Source organism: Allosediminivita pacifica (assembly GCF_003054175.1).
Lineage (GTDB): Bacteria > Pseudomonadota > Alphaproteobacteria > Rhodobacterales > Rhodobacteraceae > Allosediminivita > Allosediminivita pacifica.
In genome coordinates this window covers 1-15,207 of the sequence record NZ_QBKN01000050.1, presented here as the reverse complement: position 1 = coordinate 15,207, position 15,207 = coordinate 1, and the positions used below count along the sequence as shown (strand labels likewise).

At 64.4% G+C, this 15,207-nt stretch carries 13 protein-coding genes; all 13 read left to right on the top strand.

The features are described 5' to 3' along the window. A partial coding sequence (locus tag C8N44_RS21905; RefSeq protein WP_245413004.1) for a zincin-like metallopeptidase domain-containing protein occupies positions 1–225 on the top strand: 225 nt, incomplete at its 5' end. Then, positions 222–617, top strand: a complete 396-nt coding sequence (locus C8N44_RS21900; RefSeq protein ID WP_089851212.1) for a DUF2958 domain-containing protein — start codon at positions 222–224, stop codon at positions 615–617. The genes C8N44_RS21905 and C8N44_RS21900, both read left to right, overlap by 4 nt. Before the next feature lie 110 nt (positions 618–727). After that, a complete protein-coding gene (gene radC, locus C8N44_RS21895) occupies positions 728–1,216 on the top strand; it encodes a RadC family protein (protein ID WP_188758804.1) in 489 nt (162 codons plus the stop codon). Between the two features lie 116 nt (positions 1,217–1,332). Beyond that, positions 1,333–3,459 (top strand): ParB/RepB/Spo0J family partition protein, encoded by a 2,127-nt coding sequence (locus C8N44_RS21890; RefSeq protein ID WP_089851207.1) that lies wholly within the window; start codon positions 1,333–1,335, stop codon positions 3,457–3,459. Between the two features lie 96 nt (positions 3,460–3,555). Then, positions 3,556–3,861 (top strand): hypothetical protein, encoded by a 306-nt coding sequence (locus tag C8N44_RS21885; RefSeq protein ID WP_089851205.1) that lies wholly within the window; start codon positions 3,556–3,558, stop codon positions 3,859–3,861. A 414-nt stretch (positions 3,862–4,275) separates the two neighbouring features. After that, positions 4,276–4,440, top strand: coding sequence for a hypothetical protein (locus tag C8N44_RS21880; RefSeq protein WP_009573755.1), 165 nt, complete (start codon positions 4,276–4,278; stop codon positions 4,438–4,440). 200 nt (positions 4,441–4,640) lie between these two features. After that, entirely contained in the window at positions 4,641–5,189 is a 549-nt protein-coding gene (locus tag C8N44_RS21875) for a hypothetical protein (protein WP_170121114.1), read from the top strand. A gap of 67 nt (positions 5,190–5,256) precedes the next feature. Continuing rightward, positions 5,257–5,673, top strand: a complete 417-nt coding sequence (locus tag C8N44_RS21870) for a hypothetical protein (protein ID WP_107978864.1) — start codon at positions 5,257–5,259, stop codon at positions 5,671–5,673. Further along, positions 5,666–6,310 (top strand): antitoxin of toxin-antitoxin stability system, encoded by a 645-nt coding sequence (locus C8N44_RS21865; RefSeq protein ID WP_107978863.1) that lies wholly within the window; start codon positions 5,666–5,668, stop codon positions 6,308–6,310. The genes C8N44_RS21870 and C8N44_RS21865 overlap by 8 nt, the downstream gene beginning before the upstream one ends. Positions 6,311–6,468: 158 nt before the next feature. Further along, positions 6,469–10,791 (top strand): strawberry notch family protein, encoded by a 4,323-nt coding sequence (locus C8N44_RS21860; protein ID WP_107978862.1) that lies wholly within the window; start codon positions 6,469–6,471, stop codon positions 10,789–10,791. After that, on the top strand, positions 10,791–11,837 hold the full coding sequence (locus tag C8N44_RS21855) for a DUF7146 domain-containing protein (RefSeq protein WP_107978861.1): 1,047 nt from the start codon (positions 10,791–10,793) through the stop codon (positions 11,835–11,837). Before C8N44_RS21860 ends, C8N44_RS21855 begins: the two co-directional genes overlap by 1 nt. Positions 11,838–12,183: 346 nt before the next feature. After that, positions 12,184–13,110 carry a DUF2493 domain-containing protein gene (locus C8N44_RS21850; protein WP_107978860.1) on the top strand — a complete coding sequence of 309 codons (927 nt, stop codon included), beginning with the start codon at positions 12,184–12,186 and terminating at the stop codon, positions 13,108–13,110. Positions 13,111–13,407: 297 nt separating this feature from the next. Further along, entirely contained in the window at positions 13,408–15,180 is a 1,773-nt protein-coding gene (locus tag C8N44_RS21845) for an SIR2 family protein (protein WP_158274127.1), read from the top strand. Positions 15,181–15,207 lie beyond the last annotated feature (27 nt).

Below are 15,207 nucleotides of genomic sequence, written 5' to 3'. Positions count from 1 at the left end.
GAGATTTCGAGCGCGTTCTGTTGCGCCTCGCTCGGGATCGTCCCGACTGTGCGCCACGCCGATTACATCGGCTCCTGGCTGGAGGTGATGCGCGAAAATTCCCGCGCCATCGTCCGTGCCGCCTCGCAGGCCAGCAAGGCGGCCGACTGGCTGCTCGCCCATCTGCCGGAGAATGGCAGCGCCGCCGCAGAGCAAACCTCGACCGACGGGAGGGCTGCGGCATGATCCTCCTGACGGCGTCACAACGCGCGCAGCTTTTGGCCAATGGTTGCCAGGCTGATACCGACCACATTCCGGTCGTGAAGTTCTTCAATCCCTTCGGCGCCGGTGTCTGGCTCGCGACCGAGCTCGACGAGGACGGCGACATCATGTTTGGCCTGGCCGACATTGGCTACCCGGAGCTTGGCTCCTGGAGCCTCAACGAACTGCGCTCCATTCGGCTGCCCTTCGGCATGGGTATCGAGCGGGATCTGCTGTTCACGGGCGATTTTCCGATCTCGGTCTGGGCCAAGGCCGCCCGCGAAACCGGCAGCATTCGCGATGCCGAGCGCCTGCTTTATCGCTCGGGCCGCCTGTCAGGTGGGACACGACCCGACACGGAGCCTCCGCGTTCCTGAGGGGTTCTGCAGCTTCGGCGCTGCTCTCTTCGCAGGAAGAGGGCGGCGCTCCTCCTCGTGACGCGGTGAAAGCTCGGCGCCCGGCCGACTGCCCGTTGGAGGACAGGACCATGACACGAAAGATGAGAACACCCGCCGTCGAACCGCAGAGACTCCGCTTCTCTGCCCAGGAGCAGGCCGTAGTCTATGAGGCCCGGCAGATCCTGCTGCGTCACCTCAACCAGAACCCTGTCCTGACGTCCTGGCAGGCGGTGCTCGACTATTGCGCGCTCACCATCAGGGGCGATGTGGAGCGCTTCCATGTCCTCTATCTCGACCGGAGGAACCGGCTGATCTCCGAAGAATGCCTCGCCGTCGGCACCGTCGATCATGTCCCGGTCTATCCCCGGGAGATGCTGCGGTGCTGCCTGGCGCTCAATGCCTCGGCGCTGATCATCGTCCACAATCATCCGGCCGGTGATCCCGAGCCGTCGTCCGCCGATCTCGCGATGACGAAAGAAATCGGGAAGGCCTGTGCGTCTCTGGGGGTAGTGCTGCACGACCACATCATCACCGGTGCTGGCCGGGAGACCAGCCTGCGTGCCCGCGGCGAGCTCTGATGGGTCTGCGCGTTCATCCGCGGCTCGGCCGTGAGAGGGAAAGGAGGGTGGGGGTTTCGTGACGGGCTGGTTGCCGGAGAGAGAGGCTCCCCGGCGTCCGTCATGGAGACACTGACATGGCCACTGCCACGCAGAAAATCACCCTGTCGTCCTCGCGCGACATCCCCTTCAACAAGCTGGTGCTCAGCCAGTCCAACGTCCGGCGGGTGAAGGCCGGCATCTCGGTCGAGGAACTGGCCGGGTCCATCGCCCGCCGCGGGCTGATCCAGTCCCTGCATGTCCGACCCGAGCTCGATGCGAAGGGGCAGGAAACCGGCCTCTTCGAGGTGCCGGCTGGCGGCCGCCGCTATCGTGCGCTGGAACTGCTGGTCAAACAGAAGCGCCTCAACAAGACCACGCCGGTGCCCTGCATCGTTTCGGATGCCAGCGACGACATCCTGATCGACGAGGTCTCGCTTGCCGAGAATATCGAGCGCGCGCCGCTGCATCCGCTCGACCAGTTCCGCGCCTTCCAGGTGCTGCGCGACAAGGGCATGAGCGAGGAGGAGATCGCCGCGGCCTTTTTCGTTGACAGCAAGGTGGTGAAGCAGCGCCTGCGCCTGGTCTCGGTCTCGCCCGTGCTGCTCGAAGTCTATGCCGAGGACGGAATGACGCTGGAACAGCTCATGGCCTTCACGATCTCCGAGGATCACGTCCGGCAGGAACAGGTCTGGGAGGCGATCAAGGATGGCTGGCAGAAAGAGCCATATACCATCCGTCGTATGCTGACCGAGACCACCGTCCGGGCCTCCGACAAGCGGGCGCTCTTCGTCGGCATCGAGGCTTACGAGGCGGCCGGCGGCTATGTGCTGCGCGATCTCTTCCAGCGGGACGATGGCGGCTGGCTCCAGGACCCGGTGCTGCTCGACCGGCTGGCGGGCGAGAAGCTGAAGGCCGAGGCGGAGACCATCGCCGCCGAGGGCTGGAAGTGGATCGAGGTCGCCGTGGACTTCCCCTATGGCCATACCAGTGGCATGCGCCGTCTGGCCGGCACCACCATCGACCTGACCGACGAGGAGCGTGCCGAGCGTGAGAAGCTGCGGGACGAGTTCGACGCGCTGGAAGCGGAATATGCCGAGGCCAGCGAACTCCCCGACGAGGTGGACGCGCGCCTCGGCGAGATCGAGGAAACGCTGGATGCCCTGGAATCCCGGCCAATGGTCTATGACGCCGACCAGATGGCTCGCGCCGGTGTCTTCGTCAGTATCCGCCATGACGGCCAGCTCGCCGTCGAGCGCGGCTATGTCCGTACCGACGACGAGACGGTGGAGGGTCAGGAAGGGCAGGGTACCGATGGTTGTGCTCCCGAGGGCGGCGAGTCTGGTGGTAAGAAGCGCGCTGTCATCACGGTGGGCGGTACGGCGACCGAACCCGAGGAGGACGAAGAGCTTGAGACCATCCGGCCTCTGCCCGATCGCCTCGTCAGCGAGCTGACCGCACATCGCACGCTGGCGCTCCGCGATGCCGTGGCAACGAACCCGCATATCGCGATGACGGCGCTGCTGCATCGACTGGTCACCGATTGCTTCCTGCCGCATTCCCCCAAGGGCTGCCTCGAGGCTCATGTCCGGGAGGTTCACTTCCCGGCGCAGGCCGACGACCTCGCCGAAAGCGTCTCGGCGCGCGCCATCGCCGAGCGGCACGAACGCTGGGGTGATCATATCCCGGCTGACGATGCGGCGCTCTGGGACTGGCTGGTCGATCAGGACGACGACACCCGCATGGAGTTGCTCGCCCATTGCGTTAGCTTCGGCGTCAACGCCCAGCACGAGAAGCCCAACCCCTATGGCGGCATGGGCGTCAGCCAGCACGGGCTCGACGTGCGCCTGTCCCAGGCCGACCGGCTGGCGCGGGCAGCTGGCCTCGACATGGTGGCGGTGGGGTGGCGGCCGACCGTCGGCAACTATCTCGGTCGCGTGACCAAGCCCCGGATCATCGAGGCGGTGCGCGAGGGCGCTGACGAGCGGGCCGCCCAGCTCATCGACCACCTCAAGAAGGGCGATATGGCCAAAGAGGCCGAGCGGCTACTGGCAGAAACCGGCTGGTTGCCGGCGCCACTGCGCATGGTGGATCGCGATGCCGATATCGCGGTGGATGCCGGGGTCGACATGGAGGCGGACGATTTGCCTGAATTCCTTGCCGGCGATGGCGAGGATGAAGACGCCACGGAGGACGAAGAGCAGTCGATGGTCGCCGCCGAATGATGCTCAGGCGGGGTGGCCTTCGCTGCCCCACCTCATCCCTTCCGTTTCCGCAACTTGCCCGGTCCTCGTGACCGGGCTTTTCTTTGGAAAAATCCGATGTCCGCAGATATCGATATCGACCAGATCTTTTGCAAGGACAGCGCCAACCCGCCTTCGGAACGGACGCTGCCATGGGAGGAAACCTGCGACGGCATCACGGTGGTGGTGGAGCCGAAGCCGCATTGGGCGGACGACATGCGCGCCTTCCGTCTCGAAGCCCGCGAATATTGCCGCTACGCCGATTGGACCGCGAACGGCGGTCATGCTCGGTTCTACAGTCATATCGACACCAGCGGTGATGACGTGATGATGAGCGCGCGCGCCATGATCGCCCGCGAGATTGCCGATGGGCTCTGGGACTGAAGGCCCGATCACGTCTGACGGTTGCCGCCACCGTGGACCTGTCATCGGCCTGTATGGCTTCAGTTCCAGCTTCACCACGGTGCCGCTCATTATGTTCGGCATCGGTGTCCGCCCCCGTCCTCGACCACATTCCTGATGGCAGCGTGGCGGCAAGGCTGGCCGGGCGAAGCATCTGCAAGGGGGGATCCGGCGCCTGTCGGATGCAAAACACCACCCCCGCTTCCATTCGCTAACCTTGGTCTGGTCCGTCTCTTTGACATTCAACCCCGGAGGGGTCGGCTTACGCAAACGTGCCGCCCTCGGGGATTCGGAAAAAGTCCGAACGCCGAGGGTGAGTGCAGATCCGGTCAGACACGTCGGGCGCCTGTCGCGCGGGGGATGGTCCCCCGCCTCCAGTGACAGGAGCCAATCCCGATGTCCTATGCAGATGCAACCGCTTTCGCCGCCAGCCTCGCCACCACGCTGATGGTCGTAATCGTCGTGTTCCAGGCCGGGGACGGAACCCACGGCGCCATGCCCGCCGACGAGTTCGACGGCGATGAGGACATGGTGAAGCTGGAACTGGATCCATGGGAGTAAGGCGCGAAAGCGCCTCACCCCAAACGGCCCGAGCGCGGAGACCCGCGCTTCGGGCCTTCAGTGCCTCACGATGGTCCCCCATCGTCGGCAGCGGAACCGGGAACAAGCCCGGTCAGAGAGGAAGAGTGCGGGCCTTTCGGCCGTGACGGGTTGAGGGCTGGAGAGAGAGGCTCACCGGCGCCCGTCATGGAGTGATCCCGATGATCTTTGCCCGTTCCGAAACATTCCGCTCTATCGGCCAGACTCTGGCGGACGAAGTTCTGCCCGCGCTTTATCGGTCGCAAAAGCTGCCGCTGCGCATCTCTTGCCTCGGCGTCGCCAGCTATGACGCAAGTGACGCGGCGAATAGCTTTGACCGCGTGATCCCACTTGGGGAATTCCCGTCGCCGGGGGAGGTCATCCAGGCCGCAGCCTTGCGCCTGTCGCGCGGTGATATTTGCACGGGGCCGAATAGCTTTCCATATTTCCAGCCGCGCATCATGCTCATTCAGGACCGCGATCAGCGCCTGGTCCTCGCCGGCGAAATCCGCGCCGGCATTATCCTCTGGCAGCAGCCGGTCGCCTCCGATGCCGAGGCACGCAGGATTGTGACCGAGGCCAGCCGACTGCGCGGTATGGCATTCCGAGCCTCGGAGCCCGGGGATGCGATACGGCTGCGTTACCGCGCCGCCATGCTGGAGGCCCGGCTGGTCGATCCGCTCTGGAGAGCGACCGCCGCCGAATTGCTCCGACTGCCACGGGCGGCGTGACCTTGCTCGCCTTCCCAACCTCTCCGCCCGGTCCCGCACCGGGCTTTTTCCGTTTCAGGAGTCTGACATGGCCGACTATTTCACCCATTTCTCCTGCCTGCTCGATGTGGGCACCCCCGAGCAGGCCGTCCGCGCGCTCGATCTCTACAATGCGCTCTCGGCTGAGAATGCCGCTGGGGATCCGCCTTCGGACGGGTTTCTGCTTTCCATTCAACCCGAGCATGGCGGAACCCAGCTCTGGATGCGCGATGATGGCACCGGCGATCCTGAGCATGTCGTCCAATTCGTCAAACGCTGCGCGAAGGAGTTCGGGCTGACCGGCCTTTGGGGGATGCAATACGCCAATACCTGCTCGAAGCCGCGTGTGGACGGGTTCGGTGGAGGCGCCCATGTGCTCGATCTCGCCACCGGAGAGACTGTGGACTGGTTCTACACGGACGGCTGGCTTGCCATCGTGCTGGACGGAGGCGATCCCTATGCCTGATATTATCGAAACCACCGTCTATCGCCTCAACGAGTTGTCCGGGGACGCGAAGGACGAAGCCCGTGCCTGGTATCGCGAAGGTGGCTTCGACGATGACTGGTACGATGTGGTCTATGAGGATTTCCAGCGTATTGCCGAAATCCTAGGGCTGAACCTCAAGACCCGAACCGTCCGGTTAATGGGCGGCGGCACACGGCAGGAACCCTGCATCTGGTTCCGGGGCTTCTGGAGCCAGGGGGACGGCGCGTGCTTCGAAACTTTCTATGCCTACCGCAAGGGCGCCCCGCGCCGCATCAGAGAATACGCGCCGCAGGACTCCGAGCTGCACCGCATCGCCGATACCCTGCAGGCGGTGCAGCGGCGTAATTTCTACCAGCTTCGCGCCGAAGCCACCCATCGCGGCCGTTATTATCACGAATACTGCATGGCGATCTCGGTGGAACGAGACAGCCCGACCGGACACGACTTGACCGCCGACGCCGAGGAGGTGGTTATCGAGGCGTTGCGCGATCTGGCCCGCTGGCTCTATTGCCAGCTCGAGCGCGAGTTTGAATACCTGTCGTCGGATGACGTCATCGATGAGACCATCATCGCCAACGGTTACACCTTCACTGAAGCCGGTCGCCGCTTCGGATGATTCCAGGAAGACACTGACAAGCGCCCCGCCGTCCGGTCGGGGCGCTTTTTTCATGCTGCGCTTCGAGAGTCAGAGGTGGGCCGGAAGGGGTTTAGTCCGGGCGGTCGAGAGAGAGCGCCGTCCGGGCTTGTCCTTCCCGCTCTCCTGAGGTTTTCAACATGAACTTGGTTTCCCCCGTGGCCGATCCGGTCACGCCGCTGGCGGCTGCGCCAGCGATCCTGGCTGCGGCCAATCATCTGCTCCCCCATCTCGAACGCGGTCAGCGCGTCGATGCCGTGACATTGCGCGGTGCGATGGAAACGGCCTTCGGCGCGTCGGACGCTACCGGCGTCTGGGACTGGAAGCTCGCCTATGAGGCTTGCGAGGTCGCCACCGTTCTGTTCCTGCGCAAATACGGAAAGGCCCTTTTCCGCAAAGCCGGTTCTCCGGTTTCCCGGCTCGATGCTCTGACGAAGATCGCGGGGTTGTTGCCGACGCAGACCCGCCGCTCCGAGGAAAGCCAGAGCTTCCAGCAGTTCAGCACACCTCTGCCTCTCGGCCTTGCCGCCCTGACCGCGGCCGCGATCACGCCTGACGATTTGGTGCTGGAGCCTTCGGCCGGCACCGGCCTGATGGCGATCCTGGCGCAGACTGCCGGCGGCTCGCTGATCCTCAACGAGTTTGCCGAGACCCGCGCCGATCTTCTCTCGTCCCTCTTTCCGGCCTTTCCCGTCACCCGGTTTGACGCCGCCCAGATCGACGATCATCTGGTCTCGGAGACCGTGCCGTCGGTAGTGCTGATGAACCCGCCTTTCTCGGTCCTGGCCAATGTCGAGGGGCGGATGGCGGATGCTGCCCTTCGTCATGTTGCCTCGGCGCTGGCCCGGCTTGCTCCTGGCGGACGGCTGGTCACGATCGCCGGGGCCAATTTCAGCCCGGAAGCACCGGCCTGGCGCGACGCCTTCATGCGCCTGCAGGATCGCGGGCGCGTGGTCTTCACTGCGGCGATTGATGGCGCGGTCTTTGCGAAGCACGGTACCAGCATCGATACGCGGCTGACCGTCATCGACAAGCTGCCTGCCGACGATCCGTCCTTTTTCCCGGCATCAAAGGGCACCGCACCGGATGTCGCCACGCTGCTCGGCTGGATCAAAAGCCAGGTTCCGCCGCGCTTGCCGGTCTCGCTGCCGAAGGTCGCTTCTCCCATGCCGGCGGCTGCCCCGAAGACCGTGCGCGGTTATCTCGCTCGCGCCATAGCGTCCCGACCCGCCGCCGCACCAGCGTCCGATCCCGAGGGGGTGGAGCTCGAGTATGAGACCGTGGACTGGGCGCCGCCCGAAGGCGCGCGCTTGTCGGACGCGATCTATGAGGAATATGCGCTGCAATCGCTGCGTATTCCCGGCGCACAGCCGCATCCGACCAGGCTGGTACAGTCTGCCGCCATGGCCTCGGTCGCACCGCCGAAGCCGTCCTACCGGCCCATGCTGCCCGCCGACATCTGTACCCGCCTGTCGGACGCGCAGTTGGAGACGGTGATCTATGCAGGGGAAGCCCATGCCGATCACCTCGCCGGCGCATGGACCGTGGACGAACATTTCGACAACGTGCGCGCCGCCGCCGAGGATGCCGCCGGAGCTGTCCGCTTCCGCCGGGGCTTCATGCTCGGTGACGGCACCGGCGCCGGCAAGGGCCGTCAGTCGGCCGGGATCATCCTCGACAACTGGCTGCGTGGCCGCCGCAAGGCGGTCTGGATCAGCAAGTCCGACAAGCTGATCGAGGATGCGCAGCGCGACTGGTCGGCGCTCGGCATGGAACGCCTGCTGGTAACGCCACTCTCGCGCTTCTCTCAAGGGGCAAAGATCACGCTGTCGGAAGGCATCCTGTTTACCACCTATGCCACGCTGCGCTCCGACGACCGGGGCGAGAAGGTTTCGCGCGTCAAGCAGATCGTCGAATGGTTGGGCACCGATTTCGATGGGGTCATCATCTTCGACGAGAGCCATGCGATGCAGAATGCCGGTGGCGGTAAGGGAGACCGCGGCGATATCGCCGCCAGCCAGCAGGGACGCGCAGGCCTGCGGCTCCAGCATGCCCTGCCGGATGCGCGCGTGGTCTATGTCTCGGCAACCGGGGCCACGACAGTCCACAACCTCGCCTATGCCCAGCGGCTCGGTCTCTGGGGTGGCGAGGATTTTCCGTTCCAGACCCGCGCCGAGTTCGTCGAGGCGATCGAGGCCGGCGGCGTGGCAGCCATGGAGGTGCTGGCCCGCGATTTGCGTTCTCTCGGCCTCTATACCGCGCGCTCGCTCTCCTACGACGGCGTCGAATACGAACTGGTCGAGCACAAGCTCACCGAAGAGCAGCGCCGCATCTATGACGCTTACGCGGCCGCATTCGCCGTGATCCATGGAAACCTGGCCGCGGCGATGGAGGCGGCCAACATCACCGGCAGTGAAGGCACGCTAAACCGGCAGGCCAAATCCGCAGCGCGGTCGGCCTTCGAGAGCACCAAGCAGCGCTTCTTCGGGCATCTGCTGACCTCGATGAAAACCCCGACGCTGATCCGTTCGATCGAAGCCGATCTGGCGGCGGGCCATGCGGCCGTCATCCAGATCGTCTCGACCGGCGAGGCGCTGATGGAACGGCGACTAGCCGAGATACCCACCGACGAATGGAACGACATTTCCGTCGATGTCACGCCGAGGGAATATGTCGGCTCGTACCTGCAGCATTCCTTCCCGGTGCAACTCTACGAACCCTTCACCGACAGCGAAGGCAACCTCTCCTCGCGACCCGCGTTCCGGGACGGCCAACCGGTCGAGAGCCGCGAAGCCGTGGCGCGGCGCGACGAGATGCTCGAACAGCTCGGCTCGCTTCCGCCTGTCCCGGGCGCGCTCGACCAGATCGTTCAGCGCTTCGGCACCGATCTGGTGGCGGAGGTCACGGGGCGGTCCCGCCGCATCGTGCGCAAGGGCGATGGCGCATCGGCCCGCCTGGCCGTCGAGAACCGCGCGCCCTCCGCGAACCTTGCCGAGACTTCGGCCTTCATGGATGACCAGAAGCGCATCCTCATCTTCTCTGATGCCGGGGGCACGGGGCGCAGCTATCACGCGGACCTCTCGGTGCGGAACCAGCGCCTGCGGGTGCACTACCTGCTGGAGCCGGGCTGGAAGGCCGATGCCGCCATTCAGGGGCTCGGGCGCACCAACCGCACCAATCAGGCGCAACCGCCGCTCTTCCGGCCCATCGCCACGGATGTGAAGGCCGAGAAGCGGTTCCTCAGCACGATCGCCCGTCGTCTCGACACGCTGGGTGCGATCACGCGCGGGCAGCGCCAGACCGGCGGCCAAGGCCTGTTCCGGCCCGAGGACAATCTGGAATCCGCCTATGCTCGCGATGCGTTGCGCCAGCTCTATTTGGCTGTAGTGCGCGGCAAGGTCGAGGGCTGCTCGCTTGAACGGTTTGAGTCCGCCACCGGCCTGAATCTGATGGACGCGAACGGCATCAAGGACGACCTGCCGCCGATCACCACCTTCCTGAACCGTCTTCTAGCGCTGACCATCGAGTTGCAGGGCGTCCTGTTCTCGGCCTTCGAGCAGCTTCTGCAGGCCCGGATCAACGGGGCAATTGCATCCGGCACCTATGACATGGGGCTGGAGACGCTGCGTGCCGAAAGCTTCATCGTCACCGACCGACAGGTGATCCACACCCATCCGGGAACCGGTGCGGAAACCCGGCTCCTGACTCTGACCGAGCGCAAGCGCAATCAGCCCATCACGCTGGATGCGGCCTTGGCTGAACAGGATGATCCCCGCGCAAGATTGCTCATCAACGAGCGATCCGGACGGGCTGCTGTGCTGGTCCCGACCACCAGCGTCATGCTGGATGATGGTGAGATCGAAGGGCGCGTGCGGCTGATCCGGCCGATGGAGGCGATGAACATGCCGGTGCGGGCGATGGGCGAGACCCACTGGGTCGAGGCCGAGCGCGCTGCCTTCGCCTCAGCATGGCAGGCCGAGTTGTACGAAGTGCCGGAGTTCACCGACAGCATCCTGCACATGGTGACCGGGCTCCTGCTGCCGATCTGGAAGCGCCTGCCGCAGGAGACCTCCCGGGTCTACCGGCTTCAGACCGATGAGGGCGAACGCGTCATCGGCCGTCGTGTCTCACCCGCTTGGGCGGCCAATGCCGCCGCTAGCGGGGTTGCGACCAGCATCACCCCGGGCGAGGCCTATGCCGCGCTGATCGCGGGGCGCACGATCCTTGACCTCGCCGAGGGGCTGCAGCTGCGACGCTCGCGTGTCATGGGCGCGAACCGGATCGAACTGACCGGCTTCACCGATACCATGCGCGAGCGCCTGCGAACCTATGGTCTCTTCAGCGAGATCATTTCCTGGAAGCTCCGCTTCTTCGTTCCGGTCGGGGAAGCCGGGCCGGAGATCATCGGCAGACTGCTCGACCGCTTCCCGGTCGAGCGCATTTCCGAGCGGGAGGCCGCGTGATGGCACGCCTCAACGCTTCCGAACTGGCGCAGCGTCTCGGCCGAGAAGCCGAGGCGGTATGCCGCCACTATCTCTCGAATGGGCGCAAACAGGGCAATTACTGGCAGGTCGGCGATGTGCAGAACAGTCCCGGCCGCTCCATGTTCGTTCGCCTGACCGGGCCGGAATCGGGCAAGGGCGCGGCCGGCAAATGGACCGATGCGCAGAGCGGGGAACATGGCGATCTGCTCGACGTGATCGGCGAAAGCCTCGGCCTCATCGATTTCGCGGATGTCGCCGAAGAAGCCCGCCGCTTCCTAAGCCTGCCGCATCCCGAACTGGAGCCAAAGTCCCACCGATCCCGAACATCGCCAGCACCATCCGGATCGTCCGAAGCGGCCCGTCGCCTCTGGCGAATGACGCAGCCGCTCGCCGGCAGTCTCGCAGAGACGTACTTACGGCAACGCGGCATTGCGGATTTACGCGGAAGAGCAAATCTGCGCTTCCATCCGACCTGCTACTGGCGGCCGGAAGGCGACGGTCCAACCGAAACCTGGCCCGCCATGATCGCCGCCGTCACCGACCTCGGCGGCAGGATCACTGGTGCGCATCGCACCTGGCTCCAACGTGACGGCTCCGGGAAAGCGCCGGTCGATCCGCCGAGAAAGGCGATGGGAGAGCTGCTCGGAAACGCCGTCCGGCTTGGCGAGGCACAGGATGTGATGGCGGCAGGCGAGGGGATAGAAACCATTCTCTCGCTGCGCCAGGCATTGCCGATCATGCCGATGGTCTCCGCACTCTCGGCCGGACATCTCGCTGCTATCCTGTTCCCGCCGCATCTGCGCAGGCTCTATATCGTCCGCGACAACGATCCGGCAGGTGACGCCGCGCGGGACAGCCTGGTGGACCGGGCCATCGGGGCCGGGATCGAGGCAATCACGCTTTCGCCCATGCTGGGAGATTTCAACGACGATCTCGTCAGCTTCGGCTTGGAGGCGCTTCGGGCGCAGATCCGGGTGCAGATCGCCCCCGAGGACGTCAGCCGCTTCATGGCGCTTGCGTCATAGCCAGAGAGGGCCGTGATCGGAGATAACCGATCCCGCCATGGGCAAGGGGGTGCGGCACCTCGGCAAGGAGACCGCGCCTTGGCCTTCTTGAGAGGGCGAGCGGCCCACAAACGCTCCGGCCCGGCAATGGCGGCGCCCGACTGATTTCCGTCGGCGGCCCGCCACCCCACGCGACAGGTCGCGTGGGGACCCCGTCTCCCCCGCCTTTACAGCGCGAAGCAAATCAGGCGGGCTTTGCCATCAAGGTCCTGAGCCAAAGGGCTCGGACTGCCAGGCCGGAGCGCCCGTGGGCTTGTCGTCGCCATGAAGGCCGCGACGGTCGCGGTCCAGCCGAAGGACACATCCCATGTATGCCCATGACGAATTCGAACCCGATCACAGCACGTCTCCCACCGGCCATGTCATCGAAGCGCTCGAACTCTATGGCTACCATCCCGCCGAGGGCGAGGCCGATCCTCGAATCACGCCCGAGGATACCGCCATCCAGGGCGCGGTTGCCGACATCTTCGATGCCCTGATCTCCACCATGGCCGACACCAGCCTCGATTTCGACCTCGACGAGATCATGTGGTCCACCGTCAATACCTTCCACCGCGCCGTCGAGCGGATCGAACGCAAACTCGACGATAACGAGCAGGCCCAGAAGCGCCTTCAGCGCGAACAGGACGGAAGCGAGGTGAAATCTGTCCAGTTGGAGACCCTGATCGGCATCGGACAAAACCTGATCGAGCGCCGCGACAGCATGGAGACCTTCCGCGACACTGCCGCCGACCTCTTCCTGCGCACCACAGGCGCGCCCTGGTCGCCGCGCTCCGGATCACGGGTCAACCATCGCCAGATGACCTCGGCCATGATCGACAGCCGCGACTTTATCGCCGCCAAGCAACGGGCCGACAATGAGGTGCTCTTGCCCGCAGGGCCGAAGATCGCCTTCTCGGGCGGCGACACCACCGATCACCGGCTGATCTGGGACAGGCTCGATCAGGTCCATGCCAAGCACCCCGACATGGTGCTCCTGCACGGAGGATCGCCGAAAGGGGCGGAACGCATCGCGGCCACTTGGGCCGACAACCGCAAGGTCGCGCAGGTCGCCTTCAAACCGGACTGGGCGAAACACGCCAAGGCTGCACCATTCAAGCGCAACGACCGCATGCTCGACACGATGCCGATCGGGGTCATCGTCTTCCCCGGTACCGGGATCCAGGAAAACCTCGCCGACAAGGCCCGCAATATGGGCATCCCGGTCTACCGCCTCGCGGAGGGCAGCGCGTGAGCGCTGCACTTCCACGAAATGACCGCGCAGCTTCCTGCATCCGCTACGGTCGGCGGGAAGCTGCCATTCGCGGCGTCCGAACGAACGGCAGCGATGCGCAGGAAGCAGACGCGACGATTGGGTTTTCTATGCTCTCCGGGATCGTGGCACCTCAACCCGCAGCAGCCGCTCGCAGACATCTGGATCGGCGCATGCTCCGCGTGCCCGCACTTGCCCCATCATGCACTGGACATCCACGAAAGCCTGCATACTGTAGCCGAATGGATGCGGCCAATTAGTGTGAGGAGAATATCAGTTTTGGCCGTAGCACCGAATGCCACCCAAATAACCGTCCGAGAAGTGATCGCAAAGTTCGAAGCTGAGTTCGCCGCAGTAGGGCGCGCTGTCGAAAATGGCGAGTTCGCTCTATGGGTGGGTTCGGGGATATCGCAGCGCGCGCCCAATCTCGGAATGCTGATCGTGAGCGCGATCGAGTTTCTGCGCTTGCGTGCGACCGATCCGGCGACTGAGGCCGCTTATCTGCCTGCACTCAGGGAAGCGATCGAGTTGGGAGGGCAGGACCCTGCGTCCCTTGAACATCAGTTCGCTGAACCTTTCGCAAACTGGCCCGAGCGCGACGCGATCGTCGATGGGTCATGGAACAACTATTCGAGGGTCCTGGACATTCGCGTGCAGGGCGAAGCGAGCGACTTCATCCTTTGGGACGCCATCGATATCCGCGATGCGTTTGCAAATCCCCCTCAACCGGCCGCACAGCACCTTTGCATTGCAATACTCATGCTTGAGGGCGCGGTAGGCACGGTTGCTTCGGCAAATTGGGACGGCTTCATAGAAGCCGCGGTCGAACGGCTCAGTGGCGGGCTCGCTGGTGTGCTTCAGGTAGTGGTTGATCCCGACCAGATGCGCGAGCCGCCAGGTCGCGCCCAGTTGCTGAAATTTCACGGCTGTATCCGCTACGCGACGCAGGAACCCCAAGTCTTCCGGGATTACCTGACTGGTAGCCGTACGCAAATAATGGAATGGCCTGACGCAGGGCGGTTTGCCGCAATGTGCAACGCGCTCATCAATCTAGCGACAAATCAGAAGGCGCTTGTGCTCGGCCTGTCGATTCAGGACAACAATCTCCAAAGCGTTTTCTCACGTGCGAAACAGGCAAATCCTTGGCCATGGCCCTGCGAGCCGCACGCGCCAGCACATGTCTTCTGCGAGAATGAAATCAAGCTGGGCCAACGTGATGTCCTGCGCATCGTGTATGGCGACGCCTATAACGACCACGTCGCAGATATCCATGCCAGCTCTCATCTGCGCGCTTGGGCCGAGCAGGTGCTGATCGCGCTCGTTCTGAAGCTGTTGGCTGACAAGCTCGCCGGCTTCATGTCAATGTTTCTAAACGGCGCCGCCCGGGGTGCAATGGTCCAACCGCTCACTGCCTCGTTGGCCGCGCTTCGCGACGAACTTGCGGAACTCGCGGTGGTTGATCCCACTGACGGGAGCCGAACCAAGGTTGTGGACGAAGGAATCGCGCTTTGGTCGCGCATGCTGTCGATTTTCAGGACAGGTGCCCTCCCTACAGCACCGGACGCCTACGAGGCGCTTAGCGCGCTCCCCCTTGTTCTCATCGAAGGGGACGCAAACGCGCAGGCGATGGGGCTAGGACGTTTGGCGGTGGGACTGGCGCTACTTCAGCACGGGATCGAAACCAAAAAATGGACCTTCGATGCACCGGCAGGTTTGGAGCCTGCCGCAGGCGCGTTTCACGCTAAGGCTGCGCGTGCCGGTGCGATAGAGCGGCCGGTGTTTCTTGTCAAATCGGCGACTGACGCCATTTCTCTCCAAAGGCAGGGCGCTTTCGCTAACGACAATGCGATTGTGGTGCATGGCGATGACACTTGGCACCATATGGTGGGCGCAGCCGGCAGTGCGCGAAGGGTGAGCAGCGCACCGGGCCGTACCGGCCATGTCGCGACGACGCATATCAGCCTCGGAAATCTCGTCGAACAGTGCAACATGTATAACCGCCCCTTGCGCAAGAGGGTTTGTGAGGAAATTTCGCGCGTCGTCGGGTGCTGACATGTATCCGGCCTCAAGTGCGGCCGT

Excerpts from the sequence above, each read along its gene's own strand:
- C8N44_RS21900 (WP_089851212.1), top strand. The coding sequence starts at position 222 with ATGATCCTCCTGACGGCGTCACAACGCGCGCAGCTTTTGGCCAATGGT.
- radC (WP_188758804.1), top strand. The coding sequence starts at position 728 with ATGACACGAAAGATGAGAACACCCGCCGTCGAACCGCAGAGACTCCGC.
- C8N44_RS21890 (WP_089851207.1), top strand. The coding sequence starts at position 1,333 with ATGGCCACTGCCACGCAGAAAATCACCCTGTCGTCCTCGCGCGACATC.
- C8N44_RS21885 (WP_089851205.1), top strand. The coding sequence starts at position 3,556 with ATGTCCGCAGATATCGATATCGACCAGATCTTTTGCAAGGACAGCGCC.
- C8N44_RS21880 (WP_009573755.1), top strand. The coding sequence starts at position 4,276 with ATGTCCTATGCAGATGCAACCGCTTTCGCCGCCAGCCTCGCCACCACG.
- C8N44_RS21875 (WP_170121114.1), top strand. The coding sequence starts at position 4,641 with ATGATCTTTGCCCGTTCCGAAACATTCCGCTCTATCGGCCAGACTCTG.
- C8N44_RS21870 (WP_107978864.1), top strand. The coding sequence starts at position 5,257 with ATGGCCGACTATTTCACCCATTTCTCCTGCCTGCTCGATGTGGGCACC.
- C8N44_RS21865 (WP_107978863.1), top strand. The coding sequence starts at position 5,666 with ATGCCTGATATTATCGAAACCACCGTCTATCGCCTCAACGAGTTGTCC.
- C8N44_RS21860 (WP_107978862.1), top strand. The coding sequence starts at position 6,469 with ATGAACTTGGTTTCCCCCGTGGCCGATCCGGTCACGCCGCTGGCGGCT.
- C8N44_RS21855 (WP_107978861.1), top strand. The coding sequence starts at position 10,791 with ATGGCACGCCTCAACGCTTCCGAACTGGCGCAGCGTCTCGGCCGAGAA.
- C8N44_RS21850 (WP_107978860.1), top strand. The coding sequence starts at position 12,184 with ATGTATGCCCATGACGAATTCGAACCCGATCACAGCACGTCTCCCACC.